Origin of the sequence: Kribbella sp. NBC_01484 (genome assembly GCF_036227145.1) — a bacterium.
Classification (GTDB): domain Bacteria; phylum Actinomycetota; class Actinomycetes; order Propionibacteriales; family Kribbellaceae; genus Kribbella.
In genome coordinates, this window is record NZ_CP109437.1 from 2,700,049 (window position 1) to 2,716,546 (window position 16,498).

Annotated in this window: 18 protein-coding genes; 9 read left to right on the forward strand and 9 right to left on the reverse strand. The window is 69.6% G+C overall.

What is annotated here, in order from left to right; genetic code table 11:
• Positions 1 to 8 precede the first annotated feature (8 nt).
• Positions 9 to 797: an LLM class flavin-dependent oxidoreductase gene (locus OG555_RS13330; protein ID WP_329483158.1), complete on the forward strand. Its 789-nt coding sequence runs from the start codon at positions 9 to 11 to the stop codon at positions 795 to 797.
• Here OG555_RS13330 and OG555_RS42820 read toward each other — a convergent pair.
• Entirely contained in the window at positions 787 to 1,002 is a 216-nt protein-coding gene (locus OG555_RS42820) for an amidohydrolase family protein (RefSeq protein ID WP_442914528.1), read from the reverse strand. The genes OG555_RS13330 and OG555_RS42820 overlap by 11 nt on opposite strands.
• Before the next feature lie 80 nt (positions 1,003 to 1,082).
• Here OG555_RS42820 and OG555_RS13335 point away from each other — a divergent pair, with 80 nt between their 5' ends.
• Complete coding sequence (locus OG555_RS13335; protein ID WP_329483159.1) at positions 1,083 to 1,721, forward strand: SDR family NAD(P)-dependent oxidoreductase; 639 nt, start codon at positions 1,083 to 1,085, stop codon at positions 1,719 to 1,721.
• Positions 1,722 to 1,812: 91 nt separating this feature from the next.
• Complete coding sequence (locus OG555_RS13340) at positions 1,813 to 2,424, forward strand: FMN-binding negative transcriptional regulator (RefSeq protein ID WP_329483160.1); 612 nt, start codon at positions 1,813 to 1,815, stop codon at positions 2,422 to 2,424.
• Position 2,425: 1 nt separating this feature from the next.
• Here OG555_RS13340 and OG555_RS13345 read toward each other — a convergent pair whose 3' ends face one another.
• From OG555_RS13345 to OG555_RS13355, 3 genes are read right to left on the reverse strand one after another with little or no spacing between them, the layout of a single operon-like run.
• Positions 2,426 to 3,046, reverse strand: a complete 621-nt coding sequence (locus OG555_RS13345; RefSeq protein ID WP_329483161.1) for a response regulator transcription factor — start codon at positions 3,044 to 3,046, stop codon at positions 2,426 to 2,428.
• A complete protein-coding gene (locus OG555_RS13350) occupies positions 3,043 to 4,266 on the reverse strand; it encodes a sensor histidine kinase (protein WP_329483162.1) in 1,224 nt (407 codons plus the stop codon). Before OG555_RS13350 ends, OG555_RS13345 begins: the two co-directional genes overlap by 4 nt.
• A 10-nt stretch (positions 4,267 to 4,276) precedes the next feature.
• Positions 4,277 to 4,690: a hypothetical protein gene (locus OG555_RS13355; protein WP_329483163.1), complete on the reverse strand. Its 414-nt coding sequence runs from the start codon at positions 4,688 to 4,690 to the stop codon at positions 4,277 to 4,279.
• A 320-nt stretch (positions 4,691 to 5,010) separates the two neighbouring features.
• On the opposite strand from OG555_RS13355, the gene OG555_RS13360 reads away from it, so the two are divergent.
• Positions 5,011 to 5,655: a VanZ family protein gene (locus tag OG555_RS13360; RefSeq protein ID WP_329483164.1), complete on the forward strand. Its 645-nt coding sequence runs from the start codon at positions 5,011 to 5,013 to the stop codon at positions 5,653 to 5,655.
• A gap of 95 nt (positions 5,656 to 5,750) precedes the next feature.
• Here the strand turns inward: OG555_RS13360 and OG555_RS13365 are convergent, their stop codons facing one another.
• Positions 5,751 to 6,356 carry a pentapeptide repeat-containing protein gene (locus tag OG555_RS13365; RefSeq protein ID WP_329483165.1) on the reverse strand — a complete coding sequence of 202 codons (606 nt, stop codon included), beginning with the start codon at positions 6,354 to 6,356 and terminating at the stop codon, positions 5,751 to 5,753.
• A 143-nt stretch (positions 6,357 to 6,499) separates the two neighbouring features.
• Between OG555_RS13365 and OG555_RS13370 the strand changes: the two genes are divergently transcribed.
• On the forward strand, positions 6,500 to 7,387 hold the full coding sequence (locus OG555_RS13370; protein WP_329483166.1) for an NAD-dependent epimerase/dehydratase family protein: 888 nt from the start codon (positions 6,500 to 6,502) through the stop codon (positions 7,385 to 7,387).
• 12 nt (positions 7,388 to 7,399) lie between these two features.
• Positions 7,400 to 8,155: a protein phosphatase 2C domain-containing protein gene (locus OG555_RS13375; RefSeq protein ID WP_329483167.1), complete on the forward strand. Its 756-nt coding sequence runs from the start codon at positions 7,400 to 7,402 to the stop codon at positions 8,153 to 8,155.
• Here OG555_RS13375 and OG555_RS13380 read toward each other — a convergent pair.
• From OG555_RS13380 to OG555_RS13390, 3 genes are all read right to left on the reverse strand, one after another.
• Positions 8,152 to 9,111 carry a DUF4328 domain-containing protein gene (locus tag OG555_RS13380; protein ID WP_329483169.1) on the reverse strand — a complete coding sequence of 320 codons (960 nt, stop codon included), beginning with the start codon at positions 9,109 to 9,111 and terminating at the stop codon, positions 8,152 to 8,154. The two genes, OG555_RS13375 and OG555_RS13380, sit on opposite strands and share 4 nt — an antisense overlap.
• A gap of 76 nt (positions 9,112 to 9,187) precedes the next feature.
• Positions 9,188 to 10,720, reverse strand: a complete 1,533-nt coding sequence (locus OG555_RS13385) for a glycerol-3-phosphate dehydrogenase/oxidase (RefSeq protein WP_329483170.1) — start codon at positions 10,718 to 10,720, stop codon at positions 9,188 to 9,190.
• Between the two features lie 38 nt (positions 10,721 to 10,758).
• Positions 10,759 to 11,379, reverse strand: coding sequence for a TetR/AcrR family transcriptional regulator (locus OG555_RS13390; protein ID WP_329483171.1), 621 nt, complete (start codon positions 11,377 to 11,379; stop codon positions 10,759 to 10,761).
• A 119-nt stretch (positions 11,380 to 11,498) separates the two neighbouring features.
• Here OG555_RS13390 and OG555_RS13395 point away from each other — a divergent pair, with 119 nt between their 5' ends.
• Genes OG555_RS13395 through OG555_RS13405 form a run of 3 tightly spaced genes read left to right on the forward strand, consistent with a single transcriptional unit; the run spans position 11,499 to position 14,857 of the window.
• A complete protein-coding gene (locus OG555_RS13395; RefSeq protein ID WP_329483172.1) occupies positions 11,499 to 13,064 on the forward strand; it encodes an FAD-binding oxidoreductase in 1,566 nt (521 codons plus the stop codon).
• A gap of 45 nt (positions 13,065 to 13,109) precedes the next feature.
• Positions 13,110 to 13,829: an SDR family NAD(P)-dependent oxidoreductase gene (locus tag OG555_RS13400; RefSeq protein ID WP_329483173.1), complete on the forward strand. Its 720-nt coding sequence runs from the start codon at positions 13,110 to 13,112 to the stop codon at positions 13,827 to 13,829.
• Positions 13,826 to 14,857 carry an S-adenosylmethionine:tRNA ribosyltransferase-isomerase gene (locus OG555_RS13405; protein WP_329483174.1) on the forward strand — a complete coding sequence of 344 codons (1,032 nt, stop codon included), beginning with the start codon at positions 13,826 to 13,828 and terminating at the stop codon, positions 14,855 to 14,857. Before OG555_RS13400 ends, OG555_RS13405 begins: the two co-directional genes overlap by 4 nt.
• 865 nt (positions 14,858 to 15,722) lie before the next feature.
• Here OG555_RS13405 and OG555_RS13410 read toward each other — a convergent pair.
• On the reverse strand, positions 15,723 to 16,463 hold the full coding sequence (locus tag OG555_RS13410; RefSeq protein WP_329483175.1) for a rhomboid family intramembrane serine protease: 741 nt from the start codon (positions 16,461 to 16,463) through the stop codon (positions 15,723 to 15,725).
• Between the last annotated feature and the right edge of the window lie 35 nt (positions 16,464 to 16,498).

Here is a 16,498-nt window from a genome sequence, read left to right on the forward strand (position 1 = left end):
GCGGGAGTATGGGACTTGAGATTGGCGTGATTCTCCCGACGTCGACGCCGGATCCGAAGCAACCGATTCTCGGCGATGTGCGCGAGAGTGCACGGTTCGCCGAGGAGATCGGGCTGGACTCGGTGTGGTCGACGGATCATCTGATCGCGAGTGCGCCGATGCTGGACAGCTCGGTGGTGCTGGCGACCGCGGCGGCGGTGACGGAGCGGATCACGGTCGGGTTCAACGTGATGCTGCTGGCGCTGCGTCCGGTCGCGTGGGCGGCGAAGCAGGTGAACACGCTGCAACTGGTGTCCGGCAACCGGCTCGTCCTCGGCGTCGGCACCGGCAACCCGGCCCACGGTGACATCGGCTGGCGCGCGGCCGGCGTGGAGTTCGCGGACCGCGGCCGGCTCACCGACGACGCGCTCGACAAGCTGCGCGATCTGATCGCGGGCAAGCCGACGGTACTCGCGGACGGCCTCGAGGCGACCCTGGAACCCGGGTCGGTGGTGCCGCCGATCGTTGTCGCAGGCAACGGACCACGGGCTCACCGGCGGGCGGCGACGTACGGCGACGGGTGGGCGACGATCGCGATGTCGCCGGCCGAGATCCGGACGAACCTTGCCCGGATCAACGAACTCGCCGCCGAGCACAACAGGCCGGCGCTCAAGGCAACGGTCGTCGCACCCCAACTGGACGGTGACCCGGCCGAGCAGCTCGCAGCATATGAAGCGGCGGGCGTCGAACGCCTGATCCTCCCGCCCGCCGTCGACTGGCGCCGCGCCTACGAGAACGCCGCGAAGCTCAAGACCTAGTGTCCCGCAAACCACACTGACCTCCGTCTGGATCCCCACCTGCCAGCACCGTGGTGAGGACGACAGCCTCCCGGATGTCGTCGACCGGACACGTCAGGATGTCCCGATCCAGTACGACGAAGTCCGCGAGCTTCCCGGGTTCGATCGAACCGAGCCGATCCTCGACACCCAGGACCGTCGCGGCGTCTGCGGTCCAGCCACGGATCGACTCTCAAGCGCTCCGGCACCGTGCTCCTGCGGCGCTGATTTGACCTTGACATTGGTGTCAGGCTTTACGGTCGTGGCATGGCTGGAATCGTGGTGGTTGGAGTTGGACCGGGGATCGGCGTGGCGGTGGCCCGGCGGTTCGTGCGGGAAGGGATGAGTGCCGGGCTGATCGCGCGGTCGGAGGAGAAGGTGAAGGCCGCGGCCGACGCGCTCGCGGGCGCCGAGGTCCTCGCGGTCACGGCCGACAGCACGGACGAGGTCGGGCTGCGGGCCGCGCTCGATCGGGTGATCAACGCGCACGGCGTACCGGACGTGGTCGTCTACAACGCGGCGGTCATCCAGCCGGATGCGGTCGGCGACCTGACGGCTCAGCAGCAGCTGGACGCCTGGGCGGTCAACGTGGTCGGTGCGATCACCACGGCGGCCTACGTCGTACCGTCGATGGTCGAGCGCGGGCGTGGCACGTTCATCATCACCGGCGGCATGCCCGAGCCGAAGCCCGCCTACGTCAGCCTCTCCCTCGGCAAGGCCGGCGTCCGGACGCTCGTCACCCTGCTCGACCAGCAGTACGGCGCAGCGGGCATCCACGCAGCCACCGTCACCGTGGGTGGTGGAGTCGCTCCCGGCTCGCTGTGGGACCCGGAGGACATCGCCGACCACTACTGGCGCCTGCATGCCCAACAGCGGGCAGACTGGACGCACGAAGTCGTGCTGTGAGTGGACTGGTCAAGATCCTCCGGATTGGCCCTGTCGGCGTGCGGCCGGCGTCGGTGAGACTGTTGCTGTCCGCCACTGATGAGGATCGCTGATGTATGTTCCCGCCCACTTCGCCGCCGACGACGAGGCGGTGCACGAGCTGCTCTCCCATCACGGCGCCGCCGACCTGGTGACGATGACCACGGACGGGCTGGTGGCGACGATGCTGCCGTTCGTCCACGACCGTTCGCGGAACGTGCTGCTCGGGCACTTCGCCCGGAACAACGACCACTGGCGCCGGACCGTGGTCGGCGAGGCACTGGTGATCATGCGCGGGCCGGACGCATACGTCTCACCGGCCTGGTACGAGTCCAAGCGCGAGCACGGCCGTGTGGTGCCGACCTGGAACTACATCACCGCGCATGTCTACGGGACCATGACCGTGCACGACGATCCAGCCTGGGTCGAGAACGTCGTACGGCGCTTGTCGGATCACCACGAGGCGGGCCGGACCGAACCGTGGTCGGTCGACGACGCGCCGGAGAAGTTCGTCAGCGGGCAGCTCCGGGCGATCGTCGGCGTCGAGATCGCGATCAACCGGATCGAGGCGAAGTTCAAGCTCAGCCAGAACCGGCCGGAGGCGGACGTCGACGGGGTGATCGAGGGGCTCCGCGCGGACGGGGAAGACCGGACCGCGGCCGCGGTCGCCGAGCACCGGCGCTGAGTCAGAGCAGACCGCGCCTGAAGCCCTCGGCGACGGCGGATGCGCGATCTGGCACCTCGAGCTTGGCGTAGATGTTGAGCAGATGCGTCTTGACCGTCGCCTCACTGATGAACAGATGAGCGGCGGCCTCCCGGTTGGTGTTGCCGGCTGCGACGAGCCCGAGGACTTCGAGTTCCCGCGGGCTGAGCACGTCAGGCGCGGGTGGCGTGCGGACGCGATTCATCAGCGTGCTCGCCACCGACGGAGCCAGCACCGACTGTCCGGCTGCGGCGGCGCGGACGGCGCGGAGCAGTTCGTCGCGGGGTGCGTCCTTCAGCAGATAGCCGGTCGCACCGGCCTCGATCGCGGGTACGACGTAGCCGTCCGTGTCGTAGGTGGTCAGGACGAGCACCCGAGCGGCGACCCCGCTCTTGGCGAGCTCGGCGATCGCGGCCAGGCCGTTCACACCCGGCATCTGCAGATCCATCAGGATCACGTCCGGCCGCAGCGTCTGCGCCAGCTTGATCGCCTCGGCGCCGTCAGCCGCCTCACCGACCACCTCGAACTCGGGCTCGGCCGCGAACATCCCGCTCAACCCGTCCCGGACCACCGGATGGTCATCCGCGATCAGCAGCCTGATCATGCCGGCGCCCCCGCCGCGGTCATGGGGACACTCGCGGAGATCGCCGTACCGGATCCTGGCTCGGACTCGATCGCCAGCGTCCCGTTGAGCGCCTCGATCCGCTGCCGCATCGCGACCAGGCCGAAGCCGCCGCCATTGGACGCGGTCCGGCGGGACGGGTCGAAGCCGATGCCGTCGTCGCGGACGTCCAAGGCGACCTCCTTCTCCATGTACGACAGCGTCACACCGACGCGGGTCGCCTGCGCGTACTTCGCCACGTTCGCGAGCGCCTCCTGGGTCGCGCGGAGCAGGCCGGCCTCGGCCTCGGGTGTCATCACCCGTGGCGTGCCGGTGGTCGCCAGTTGTACGTCGATCCCGTGCAGAGCCGACCAGCGTCGTACGACGTCGGCGATCGCCTCGCTCAAGGTCGCCGCTTGCAACGGCTGTGGACGGAGGGCGTCGACCGAGCGGCGCGCCTCGGTCAGGCTCTCCCGGGCCAGACCGACCGCGGCCTGGACGTGCCGGCGCCAGTCCGCGGCGTGCTCGGCCGCCTGCAGTTGGGTGACGATCCCCGTCAGGCCCTGCGCGAGCGTGTCGTGGATCTCGCGGGCCATCCGATGCCGCTCGTCGTGCACGCCGGCTTCGCGCGCCTGGGTCACGAGCTGGTCGTGCAGGACCGCGTTCTCGGCCATGGTCACCTCGAGGCGACGATTGGTCTCGGTCAGCGCGTCGACCGCCTCCTGGCGCTGCCGGCTGAGCACGTCACTGCGCCAGCCGAGCCACGCGGCCAGGCACATCCCGACCACGTTCACCCCCAGCACCGCGACGTACGCGAGCAGGCCGAACGCGTCGGTCTTGGGGATGTCGTACGCCTGCGCCGTACCGGCGACCAGGGCGACGGCCGCGACGCCGGCCAGGCGGGAGGGCCAGGGCAGCAAGACGAACGCGTAGAAGTAGCCGGCCGGCGTGAGGAAGCCGAACCACGAGTCGCGGACCACCAGCACCGCCATGATCAGCACGAAGCCGGTGATGAAGACCACCATCGGTCCGAACCGCTCGCGCCGGGCCGGGCGCAGTGTGAACATCAGGAGCATCCACAGCGCGGCCGCCGCACACAGCACCAGGTCGACAAGCATCGCCCGAGGGTCGGTACGGCGAACCAGCACAGTGACCGCGGTGAGGAAGGCGAGCAGCGCGTACGGCACCACGGTCACCCGCACCGGCCACACCCGCTCGCTCATCCGTCCTCCTTCACCGACCAGTGAACACCGACCGTAGGTGCTTGCCGTTGACCAGCAAGGCGACCCCGAGCAGCAGCAGACCGCAGATCGCCTGCTCGCACTTCATCCACAGCGGGAAGGTGCCCGGCAACGCGATGATCACCACGATCGCGACCAGCATGATCGCCGACACCAGCCGCAGCCGGAGGAACCCCTTCCGGGATCCGCGCGCCGCCCGCCGGGCGAACGCGAACGTGAGCAGCGAGCTGGCGACCACGATCGTGCCGCGGGTCCAGACCGCGGCGTTGACCGCCGCCGTGTCGTTGCGCAGGGCAATGATGGCGGCCAGCGTCAGCACGCTGATAGCCAGATACCCGCCGACCAGCAGTTGCACACTCCGCAACGCTGCCGCACTCCGCGGGTGACGCACGTCCACAGTGGACATCTCCGGCTCCTTTCGAAAGCTCGACCACTCCAGCGTCGCGGTCCGGCCCGTTCGCCCACATCGACCGCCGGGCCATATCCACGCCTCGTCCGGCTGACCGGGCACTCCACCGATCGGTGGAGGGTATGCAAATATCGTTGCCCCGAGCACCTTTCTTCCGTAACAGTTTGTGCACGGATTGTCACGGACTGTTTGCGGGTGCGTGCAGATGTCCGGGCAAGCCTGGCGGGCGCGGGGCGGACGGCAGATCGTCATGTGAGGAAGCGCAATCGACGAGGAAGAGATCGAGACAGCCGGTCGACCACGGGAGGTCCGGACGCGTGCTCGACACTTATCGCGGCATCCCACACCTACTGGACACCTGGCTCGTGCTCACCGGCATGGCATTGCCGATCGCCATCTCGTCGCTGCGCCGGCCCGGCGACCTGATCCCCCGCCTGGCGGCCTTCTGCCTACCGGTGGCCCTCGCCCTGGTACTCGCGGCAACCCTCAGCCCGACCGCACACCGGCTGGGCCAGGTCGGTCAGTGCGGCACTCACCTCACCACCACCGGCGGGCTCACCTCGCTCCAGGGCCTGCTCAACGTCCTGCTCTTCGTCCCGGCCGCCGGCATGCTCACGCTGGCCGGCGGCCGCCCGGGCGACGGGATCGCCGCCGGGATCGGGATGTCGGCCGCGGTCGAGGCGATCCAGGCGCTGATCCCGCAGCTCGGGCGGTCCTGTCAGTTGCACGATCTGATCGCGAACTCGCTCGGCACGTTCTGCGGGGTCGGTCTCGCGGCCGGCCTGCAGACCCTCACCCGCAGCCGCCGGCTGGTGACGGGCCTGTACGTCGTCGAGCACGCCGCGATGCTCGTCGTACGGTCCCGGCGACCGGCGCGGCACCGGCGCGGCGGGCTGGTTCAGCGGCCTGTACCAGTACCGAAACCAGCCAACGGACTACGCACGGTCGCCAGAGCGCGGTGATATCACAAGAAGTGTACGAAGTTATCCGGATGGTTATCCACAGGTTGTGGATAGAACGGGGGATGACTGCGCAACTACGCGGAGATATCCACAGGTCAGGGCCGGACGTCCAGTCCGAGGGTGGCCGCGACGACCATCGCCTGGGTGACGTCGATCCGGGCGTCTCTGAGCGTGACCGTCAGCGGGTCGAGCGTGGACAGGTCGGATCCGCGCAGGTCGGCGCCGGTGAAGTCGGCCCGCTGCAGCGATGCGCCGGACAGATCGAGGTCGCGCAGCGTCGCCTTCGCCGCCCGGATGCCGGTCAACTCCGCCTCGCGCAGCCTCACCCCGGTGAACTCGGTCCCCTTCAGGTCCGCGCCCGGCAGGCCGGTGAACGACCAGTCGCCGCCGGACACCTTCAGCAGGTTGAAGGTGCAGTCGTCGAAGTAGCTGCCGACGAGCTTGCACCGGGTGAAGGTGGTGTCGAACAGCGAGCAGCGGACGAAGGTGCAGTTCACGAACGCCGCGTCGGTGTGGGTCGAGGCGTTGAAGCGGACCCCGCGGAACGTGCACTCCTCGAAGATCCCGCCGTGGTTGTCCACCTCGGTCAGGTCGGAGTCGATGAACAGCACCCGGTGGTAGGTCTGCCCAGATGGGTCGGCGTCGTCCCAGTCACGGATCGTCGACTCGGTCGGCGCTCCCGGTCGCGCACGGTCGGCCATGAATCTCCCTCGGTCGGTCGCCTGGAGTCCCCACCCTGCCATCCCGCGCCGACAAAGGTCGTGTCACCGGACACGACCTAGTTGTGATCGGTACGACGGAGAACGGTAGGCCGACCGACAACTACGGGCCGCACGATGGAGGGGTGACCGGAACTGAGCGGGTGATGGTGTTCGGCGCGGGAGGTTTCCTCGGCGCCAGGATCTGCGCGCTGCTCGCCGACCGCGGGGTCGAGTACCGCGGCCTGAGCCGGAGCCGGGGTGAGCCGTACCGGCTGTGCGACCTGGCCGCGATGCACTCGTACGCCCTGGACACCCAGATCGGCATGTACAAGCCGACCGTGATCGTCAACGCCGCCGGCGCCACGCTGGGCGAGCCGGCCGACCTCGTCCGGGCGAACGTGATCGCCGTCGAGGCCCTGCTCGCCTCAACCCGGGACAACGCCGGCCACGCCCGCTTCGTCCAGCTCGGTTCGGCCGCCGAGTACGGCGGTGGTCCGCACGGCACCAGCCTGGACGAGCAGACCGAACCCCGCCCGGCCGGTCCGTACGGCATCACCAAGCTGGCCGGCTCCGAACTCGTCCTGCGCGCCCAGCGGAACGGCGCGGACGCCGTCGTGCTCCGGATCTTCGACGTGATCGGCCCCGGCGCGCCCGCAAGCACCTTGCCCGGCCGCGTGATCAGGGATCTCCGGTCACGCCAGTTGATCGAGGTCGGATCGCTCGACGTCTGGCGGGACTTCGTCGACGTCCGCGACGTCGCCGAGGCCGTGGTGGCGGTGGCGCTCGCGGACGCCAAGCTCCCGCCGGTCCTGAACGTCGGCACCGGTCGGGCGACGCTCGCACGCGATGTCGCCGGTCAGCTGTTCGAGCGGAGCGGGCAGCCGGCGAAGATCGTCGAGGACGGTCAGGACGGCGGTCCCGGCGTGAGCTGGCAGCAGGCGGACATCGGGTTGATCGGCGCACAGCTCGGATGGTCGCCGAAGATCTCGCTCGAACAGTCACTTGCCGACGGTTGGTCCGATCAGCCGTAGGAGACTGGACAGGTGGAGATCCGCTTGCTCAGCCTGCCCGCGCCGGATCGGCGACCGCCCGCGGTGAACGAGGACCTGGTGCTCACCGGGCCCGACTTCGTCGTCGTACTCGACGGCGCCACCGCCCCACCGGGTGTCGACTCCGGCTGCCGGCACACAGTCGCCTGGCTGGTCAGCCACCTCGCGACCCAGCTCGCGCCGCCGCTGCTCTCGCACTCGTCCGCGCCGCTCACCGACCTGCTGGCCGACGCGATCTCCGCGGTCCGAGCTGCGCACGCCGACACCTGTGACATCACCAACCCGGACAGCCCTTCGTCGACCGTCTCGATGCTCCGGATCCAGCCGGGCCGCGTCGAGCACCTGGTCCTGGCCGACTCGCCCCTCGTCGTACGGTCACCGACCGGCGCGATCACCGTCCACAGCGACGACCGCATCGACCTCCTCCCCGAGTACTCCCTGGCGGCCGTCCGCCGGCTCCGCAACCAGCCCGGCGGCTTCTGGGTGGCGAGCACCGATCCCAAGGCGGCGTACGAGGCGGTCACGGGTACGACGGATCGCGCCGACGTCGAGGTGGTCGCCGTAATGACCGATGGCGCGTCGCGGTACGTCGAACGCTACGGCCACCCGTGGGAGGACCTGGTCGACGTCCTCACCACCGACGGACTGCGCGAGTTGGTCGACCGGGTCTGGGCGTACGACGAGGCCCAGCCGGCCGGCGTTCGTGGGAAGCGGTACGACGACGCGAGCGTCGTACTCTGCCGCCCCTAGGGACGCGGACCGTACGACGGGAAGGTCGGGCCGGGGTTGTTGTAGCGGGGCGCGTACTGCGGTGGCTCGGGCGGTCGCACCACATCGGTGACGCGCGGAACGTCGACCCGGTCCTGCTGCCACCGAGTGATCTCGAGGAACAGTAGCGAGGCGGCGATGCCCGCGACGATCAGCAGGACGGTCGCTACGGTGAAGCCGATGTTGACCGCGAGCGCGACCCGGACCATGAAGTCCTGCAGGCCGTAGATGTCGACGTAGTCACCGGTCGCGTCGGCGGCGTCGGCCGCGTCGACCAGGCGGACGACCCACACGATGAAGCCGATGAAGGCGATACCACCGCCGCCGATCAGGATCACCCAGAATCCCGTCCACGACGCCCACCACCCGTACAGCAGCGCGCGCATCCGGCCGGTCCGGGTGGCGCCCGGCTGCTCGAGCGGCTCGCTTGCGGTGGCGATGTCCTGGACGATCTCCAACGGGTACCAGAACTGCACGATCGGGCAGAACCACGAGCCGACCACCCAGCCCTGCGCACGCCGATGCAGGCCGCGGGCCGGGTCGACCGGCGGCCCGGGACGCGGCGCCAGCGGTGAGTGCAGGAAGTCGGTGTTCTCCCGCGCTTGCCATAGCCAGATCAGGAAGGCGACCGCCGTGCCCATCAGCAGGTAGCTGACCAGGTTGAGCAGGGGTCCGGTGCCGGCGATCGACTGGATGCCGCGGTTGACCTCCTCCTCGGACAGCAATCCGTAGACGAACCGCTTGACGTCGTCGTACGAACTCCACAGGAGCGCGGACTGGATCACCGCCGCGACCGCGGTCAGCCCCATCAGCACGATGCTGACCAGCGCGATCTTCCGCAGCGGCCGGTACCGCGGCGGGATCGGCGCCGGCTGGTACGGCATCGGGCGATACGGGCCCGGATACTGCGGATATTGGCCCGGATACGGCTGCGTCATCTGTCCACCTCCCCGCAGCCAAGTTAACCCACGACCAGAAGCGATCAACCCCTTGTCCACAGGTGAAAAGCTGCAACTAGACGGTGGCGAACGCCTGCTCGACCGCGGGCAACGCGAGCTCCCGATCCACGGCCGACAGCCCGATCCGGGTCCGCCGGTCCAGTACATCGTCCACCGTCAGCGCACCCTCGTGCCGGATCGCGAACAACAGCTCGGCGTACGTCGTCCGCAGTCCGGGCGCGATCGGCTCCAGCAACCCTGCCGCTCCCGCGATCACCTCGGGCGCCTCGACGCCGTACCGCTGGACGAATCGCGACGGCGCCCGTACGGCCGCCAGCCGGACCCGATCGGCCGCACCGACGAGCGGAATCCGGTGGGTCAGGCATGGCCGGCGTACGTCGAGGGTGGACTGCTCCAGCGCCTTGTCGAGCGCGTCCTGCGCCATCCTGCGGTAGGTGGTGAGCTTTCCGCCGACGATCGTCACGAGTCCGTCGTCGCTGGTGATCACCGCGTGCCGGCGGGAGATGTCCGCGGTCTTGTTCGCACCCTTGTGGTGCCCGGTGTCGAGCAGTGGGCGGAGACCGGCGTACGTGCCGAGCAGGTCAGCCCGGGTCAGCGGCGTCTGCACCGCGCTGCTGATGGTGTCGAGCAGGAAGTCGATCTCCGCGTCGGTCGCCTGCGGTACGTCGTCCACCGGGCCGGGCGCGTCCTCGTCGGTCAGACCGACGTACACCCGGTCGTCCGGCGCCGGGATCGCCATCACCACGCGGTGCAGCTCACCCGGCACGGGCACGGTGAGGATGGCGGACAACCCGCCGAAGGCGGACTGAGGTAAGACAAGGTGCGTGCCCCGGCTGGGACGCAGCCTGATTCCGGCGGCGACCTGACCGGCCCAGATCCCGGCGGCGTTGATCACCACCTTCGCGTCCACGGACAGCCGGTGCCCGGTCAGTTCGTCGACCAGGACCGCACCGCGTCCGGTGACCTCGGTGGCGGCGACCCGGGTGAGGACACGGGCGCCGTACTGCGCCGCCGTCCGCGCGATCGCGACCACCAGCCGGGCGTCGTCGTACAACTGACCGTCCCAGGTCAGGAAGCCGCCGCGCAGGCCCTCCGGCCGCAGGGTCGGGGCGTAGCGGAGGATCTCGGCCGAGCTGACCCGGCGCGAGTGCGGCAGGAAGTCGTCGCTGGTCCGCGCGAACGTGCGCAGGACGTCGCCGCCGAGGAATGCCGACCGCAGCATTGCCGCCTGCGCGAACCTTGCCTGCGGCAACCATGGCGCGACCTGCGGGACCGGGTGGACCAGGTGTGGCGCGGTCGTCTTCATCAGGATGCCGCGCTCGACCGCGCTCTCGTACGCGATGCCGACATGACCGGACACTAGGTACCGCAGCCCGCCGTGCACGAGCTTCGAACTCCAGCGGCTGGTGCCGAACGCGAGGTCGTGCTTCTCGACCAGCGCAACGGACAGGCCGCGGGCGGCCGCGTCCAGGGCGACGCCGACGCCGGTGACCCCGCCGCCGATGACCAGGACGTCGACCTTGCCGGTCATGTCCAGCCAGTCCAGCTCGCGGGTCCGGCGGGCCGCATTCAGGCTGGCGTTGCCCACCGTCCTGAATTCCTTCCCCGCCCCGCCGCCCCGGTCGATCATGGCGTCAGGTACTTGGTGAGCATGTCGCGCAGCTCGTCGTCGAGCTTCGGATACTCGTCCTTCGCCGCCATCACCGGACCGGAGACCGCCGAGGCCAGCGAGACGAGGATGATCTGCCGGGCCAGCCAGACCGGGTCGCCGGTCCGGATCGAGCCGTCGGCCTGGCCCAACTTGATGCCCTCCTCGACCAGCTTGAGATGCGCGACAGTACTGCTGCCGCGGCGCTCGAGCAGGTACGGCGTGAGGAACTCGGGGTCGAGCTCGATGATCTTGCGCATCAACGGGTGGACCCGGGTCTGCGCGACCACCTCGACCACGCCCTCGACCAGCCGGGACCGGGCGTCTGCGGCGTCCGGCTGGAACGCCGACACCAGAGCGGTGGTCCACTCCCGGGTCATCAGCGCGGCGACGACGGCCTGCACGTTCGGCCAGCGCCGGTACAGGGTCGCGCGGGAGACCTCGGCATGCCGGGCGATGTCGGCCATCGTCATCCGGCGCATCCCGATCGCGAGCAGCAGCTCGTAGGCCGCGTCCAGGATCCGCTCCTCGCCGATCGCGTTCGCGGGCGCCGGACGGGCGCTGGTCTCGGGCTCCGACTCGCTGCTACGCTGAGACATCACACGTCAGAGTGTATCAGCGACTGTGCCATCCCGAAACTGTCCGTGGGAGGTGGGAGCCAGGGGGTTCCACCTCCCACGGACGCTACCTCGCAAGCACCGCCGAAAGGGAGCCCACGATGACCGAGTCGGACCTTCCGGTGGTGCATCTCACGCCCGGCCGCTGGGGCGACCCCGCCCACCCCGTCGCCCTGCCGCCCGCGGCGCTCGAAGCCCTGAAGCACCTCGGCGTACGACGCCCGACGACGGATCCCGTGGACCCGCCGGCCGCGGTCGACCGACCGGGTCTGAGCCCGGAGCAACTGTCGTTCCTAGCCGGAGTCGTCGGTGCGGAGCACGTTGCTTCCGACCTGGAATCGCGGTGGGCGCACACCCGCGGCTACTCGACCACCGACCTCCTCCGCCACCGCTCGGGTGATACGTCCGACATGCCCGACGCCGTCGTCTACCCGGTGTCGCACGACGAGGTGCGCGCTCTCCTCGCCGGCGCTGCTGACCACGACCTCGCAGTTGTGCCCTACTCCGGCGGCACCTCGGTGGTCGGCGGACTCGCTCCCGATCGCCGCTTCATCACCGTGGATCTGCGCCGGCTGGATCAGCTGGTCGCGCTGGACGAGATCTCGCGGACGGCGACGCTGCAGGCGGGTGTCCGGGGTCCGGCGGCCGAAGCGCTCCTCGCCGAACGCGGCTATACGCTCGGCCACTTCCCGCAGTCCTACGAGGGCGCGTCGATCGGCGGCTATGCCGCCGCGCGGTCGAGCGGGCAGTCGTCCGCCGGGTACGGACGCTTCGACCAGATGGTGGTCGGGCTGACACTGGCCACGCCGCGCGGGACCATCGATCTCGGCCGGGCGCCGATGTCCGCGGCCGGGCCGGATCTGCGCCAGCTCGTGCTCGGGTCCGAGGGCGCGTTCGGGATCATCACGTCGGTCGTCGTACGGATCCGGCCGCGACCGACCGAGCGGCACTTCGAGGGGTGGCGGTTCGAGAGCTTCGCCGACGGTCTGACCGCGATCCGGCGGCTGGCGCAGGACGGGCCGTTGCCGACAGTGCTGCGGTTGTCCGACGAGGTCGAGACCGCGGTCAACCTGGCCGATCCAGATGTGCTCGGTGGCGGGTCGGGCGGCGTACTGGCGATCATCGGGTTCGACGGGCCGTACAACTCCGGGACGGCCGAGGTCCTGACCGCCGCCGGTGGGCAGAACCTCGGCGAGGGTCCTGGTGAGACGTGGCGAGTCGGCCGCTACCGAGCGCCGTACCTGCGTGATCCCTTGCTCGACGAGGGCGCGCTGGTGGAGACCCTCGAGACGGCCGCCTTCTGGTCCCGCATCCCCGAGCTGAAGGCTGCCGTCACCGCGGCGTTGGTGCAGAAGCTGACCGAGCAAGGCACGCCACCACTGGTTCTCTGCCACGTGTCCCACGTCTACGAGACCGGAGCCTCGCTGTACTTCACGGTGATCTCGGCGCAGACCGGCGATCCCGTGCGGCAATGGCGTACGGCGAAAGCCGCCGCCAGCCAGGCGATCGCGACCGTCGGGGGCACCATCTCCCATCACCACGGTGTCGGTACCGACCACCGCGCGGCCTACGCCGACGAGATCGGTCCGCTTGCGCTGGAAGCCCTCCAAGCCGTCAAGCACGTCCTCGACCCCGGCGCCGTCCTCAACCCCGGCATTCTGATCTGACGGAACTCTTGACCTCAAGTTCACTTGAGGGATGACAGTCGGGGCATGACTCCTGAATCCTCCGACCGTCCTGTCGCTCTCATCACCGGTGCGTCCGCCGGTCTCGGACTCGCGCTGGCGCACGGACTCGCCGGACGCGGCTGGACGCTGGTGATCGACGCCCGCGGCGCCGAAGCACTGAAGGACGCGGCCGACGCGCTGGCGAGCCACACCGATGTGATCCCGCTAGCGGGCGACGTCACCGACCCCACGCATCGCGCCGACCTGGTCGACGCCGTGGCCGGGCTCGGCCGGCTCGACCTGCTCGTCAACAACGCGAGCTACCTCGGCCCGAGTCCCCTGCAGGACTTGGGGTCCGCCGATCTCGACGAACTGCGTCGCGTCTACGAAGTCGACGTACTCGCACCGATCGCTCTGACCCAAGCACTGCTGCCATCACTCACCGCGGCGTCGGGTGTGCTGCTCAACATCAGTTCTGACGCCGCAGTGGAGGCATATGAGACGTGGGGCGGCTATGGCTCAGCCAAGGCCGCGCTTGACCACGCGACCCGAGTCCTCGCTGCGGAGCACCCCACGCTGTCCGTGTACGCCGTCGATCCGGGTGATCTGCGTACGGCGATGCACCAGGCCGCGTTCCCCGGCGAGGACATCTCGGACCGGCCCGAGCCGGCGACCGTCGTACCGGCGTTCCTGCAGTTGCTCGACAGCCGGCCGGAGAGTGGTCGCTACCGAGCCGCCGAGTTCACGCCGGCGGTGACGTCGTGAGGGTGCATCCCCACACCAGATTCGTCCTGCCCGATTCACTCAACGCCGGCGAACCACCCGAGGCTCGGGGACTGTCGCGGGATCAGGTGAAGCTGCTGGTCGCGGAGGGGTCGACCGTCACGCACACCCGCTTCGACCGGATCGGCGAACACCTGCGACCGGGAGACCTGCTCCTGGTGAACACCTCCGGCACACTGCCGGCGGCCGTCGACGGCTCATGGATCAGCGGGTCGGGTGTGGAGCCAGCGGTCGTGCACTTCTCCACTGCGCTCGACGACGGCACTTGGGTGGTCGAGCTACGCAACGGTGGTGCACCGATGTTCGGCGGTACGGCGGGCGACCACGTCGAACTGCCAGAGGGTGTGCTGACGCTGCTGTCGCCGTACCAACCGGGCTCCAATCGCCTATGGCGTGCCAAGCCTCCAGTGGTGGATGTGCTCGGCTATCTGGACCGCCATGGCCGTCCTATCACCTATAAGTACGTCGGTCAGCAATGGCCGCTGGCGTCGTACCAGACTGTTTTCGCCCGCGAGCCTGGCAGTGCGGAGATGCCCAGTGCGGCAAGGCCGTTCAGCTTTGAGCTGGTGAGTCACCTGGCGTCGCAGGGCGTGCTGATCGCGCCGATCCTCTTGCATTGCGGGGTGTCGTCACTCGAGAGCCACGAACCACCTCTGCCCGAGCGGTACGACGTACCTGCGCACACGGCCCGCTTGGTCAACTGGGTCAAGGCCAACGGAGGGCGCGTGATCGCAGTGGGCACGACCGCGGTCCGAGCCATCGAGTCAGCCGCCAGGCCAGATGGCTCGGTCAGCGCGGCGCACGGCTGGACCGACCTCGTCCTCGGCCCGGACCACCCGGTGCGCGTTGTGGATGGCCTCGTGACCGGGATGCACGCACCCGAGGCCTCGCACCTACTCCTTCTCGAGTCGGTCGTCGGAGGCAGCACCGTCCAGCGCGCCTACGACGCGGCCCTGGACGAGCACTACCTCTGGCACGAGTTCGGCGACAGTTGCCTGCTGCTGCGCTGACGGCGCCGGCAACTGCCCCTCATTGCCCGGCCGTGCACGTTTCTCCACCGCACGTGGACTCATCGCAGGTGTCCTTACCACTTGGGTCCCCCGTCGGGACGTCACCTGATTAGACGAGTATCTGGCCGCTGCTGTCATCCGCATTCATCGAACCGAGCGCAAATTGTGGCCTAGGCCGATTAGTTGCCTATTGGACGGCCGGCAGTGTACGCGGCGTGCCGCGGCCGCGTCTTCGGACGCACGCGGGGCCTTGGGACAAGAGGGCGGGACCTGGGACAGGTCGTGAGGTGTCCCTGGCCCCGACATCGGCCGTCGGCCGTGGGTCTCGACCTGGGCGGACGTGGCGCACTCACCCCCGGTCCGGCAGCCGCCGAGTGCTCGCGGCCGAGCGTGCCATCTCTGGCATCGCGCTGCTGGGCGAGTGGCACAGGTCCGGTCAGCGGTCCGGCATCGCCACCCGCCACCGCTGGGCGGGGGGGGGGGTGGCGGACTTCCAGGCCATCACAATCACCGAGACGCTGCGATCGTCGGCGGGAGGCCTTCGTCCTCGCCTCGTTGTGATGGCCTGGCGATCCGGTCGACGGCACGGGCAACAGCCACCGGACTGACCGGAGTGCCGGATATGCCCTCGAATGCGGCAGGCGCCGGGCCGGCCCGGGCCGGGAGGCGGGAGGCGGGAGGCGGCGACTGGTTCCGCCGTGCCGGCGATCTCGTCGTCGGGGTCAAGCGGTTCGAATCCTGAACGCGCGAAACCCGGCCGACTCACCGTCCGGAGAGCTGCCGCCCCGTCCGGAGAGCTGCCGCCGCAGCACTGTGCGGCGGGTGTGCTCACCCTGCACCAACCGGCTCTTCGGTCGGAGCTGGGTCAGGTGCGGGTCTTCTTGCGGCGGTGGTTGCTGGTTTGGAGGAAGACCCAGGCTACGGCTGCGCCGGTGAGGAAGCCGCCGAGGTGGCCTTGCCAGGAGATGCCGGGGATGGCGAAGGAGAGGACGGCCGTGATGGCGACGTAGCCGAGGATCCAGGTGACGTCGAGGCCGCGGGCACGGTTGACCACCAGGAGGGCGCCGACCAGGCCGAGGACGCCGCCGGACGCGCCGAGGGTCGCCGAGCCGGGGGCCGCGAGCAGCCAGACCGCGAGGCCGCCGCCGATGGCGGACAGCAGGTAAAGGGTCAAGAACCTGATCCGGCCGAGCATCTGCTCCAGTGGCGGACCGAGCACGTACAGCATGAACAGGTTCGAGAAGATGTGGAAGATCTGCACGTGGGTGAAGGCCGACGTGAGCAACCGCCACGGCTCGTTGTCCACCAGCACCGGGACCAGCACCAGGTCGTTGAGGATCCGGGCGCTGCCGGTGCGGACGGCGATGAAGACCAGTACGTTGATCGCCATCAGGCTGAGCGTGACGACTTGCGGGTTACCGCGCTGGATGCCGCCGAGCGAGGTCCGGGTGCGCGGCACCGACTTCACGCCCTCGTTGAAGCAGCTCGGGCACTGGAAGCCCACCGCGGCACTGTTCATGCAGGCCGGGCAGATCGGCTTGTCACAGCGCTGGCAGCGGACCCCGGCGGGCCGATCCGGGTGCCGGTAGCAGACGGTCTCGGTCACGCGGCTGGATCCTCCACAGGACGGCGGGTCCGGGC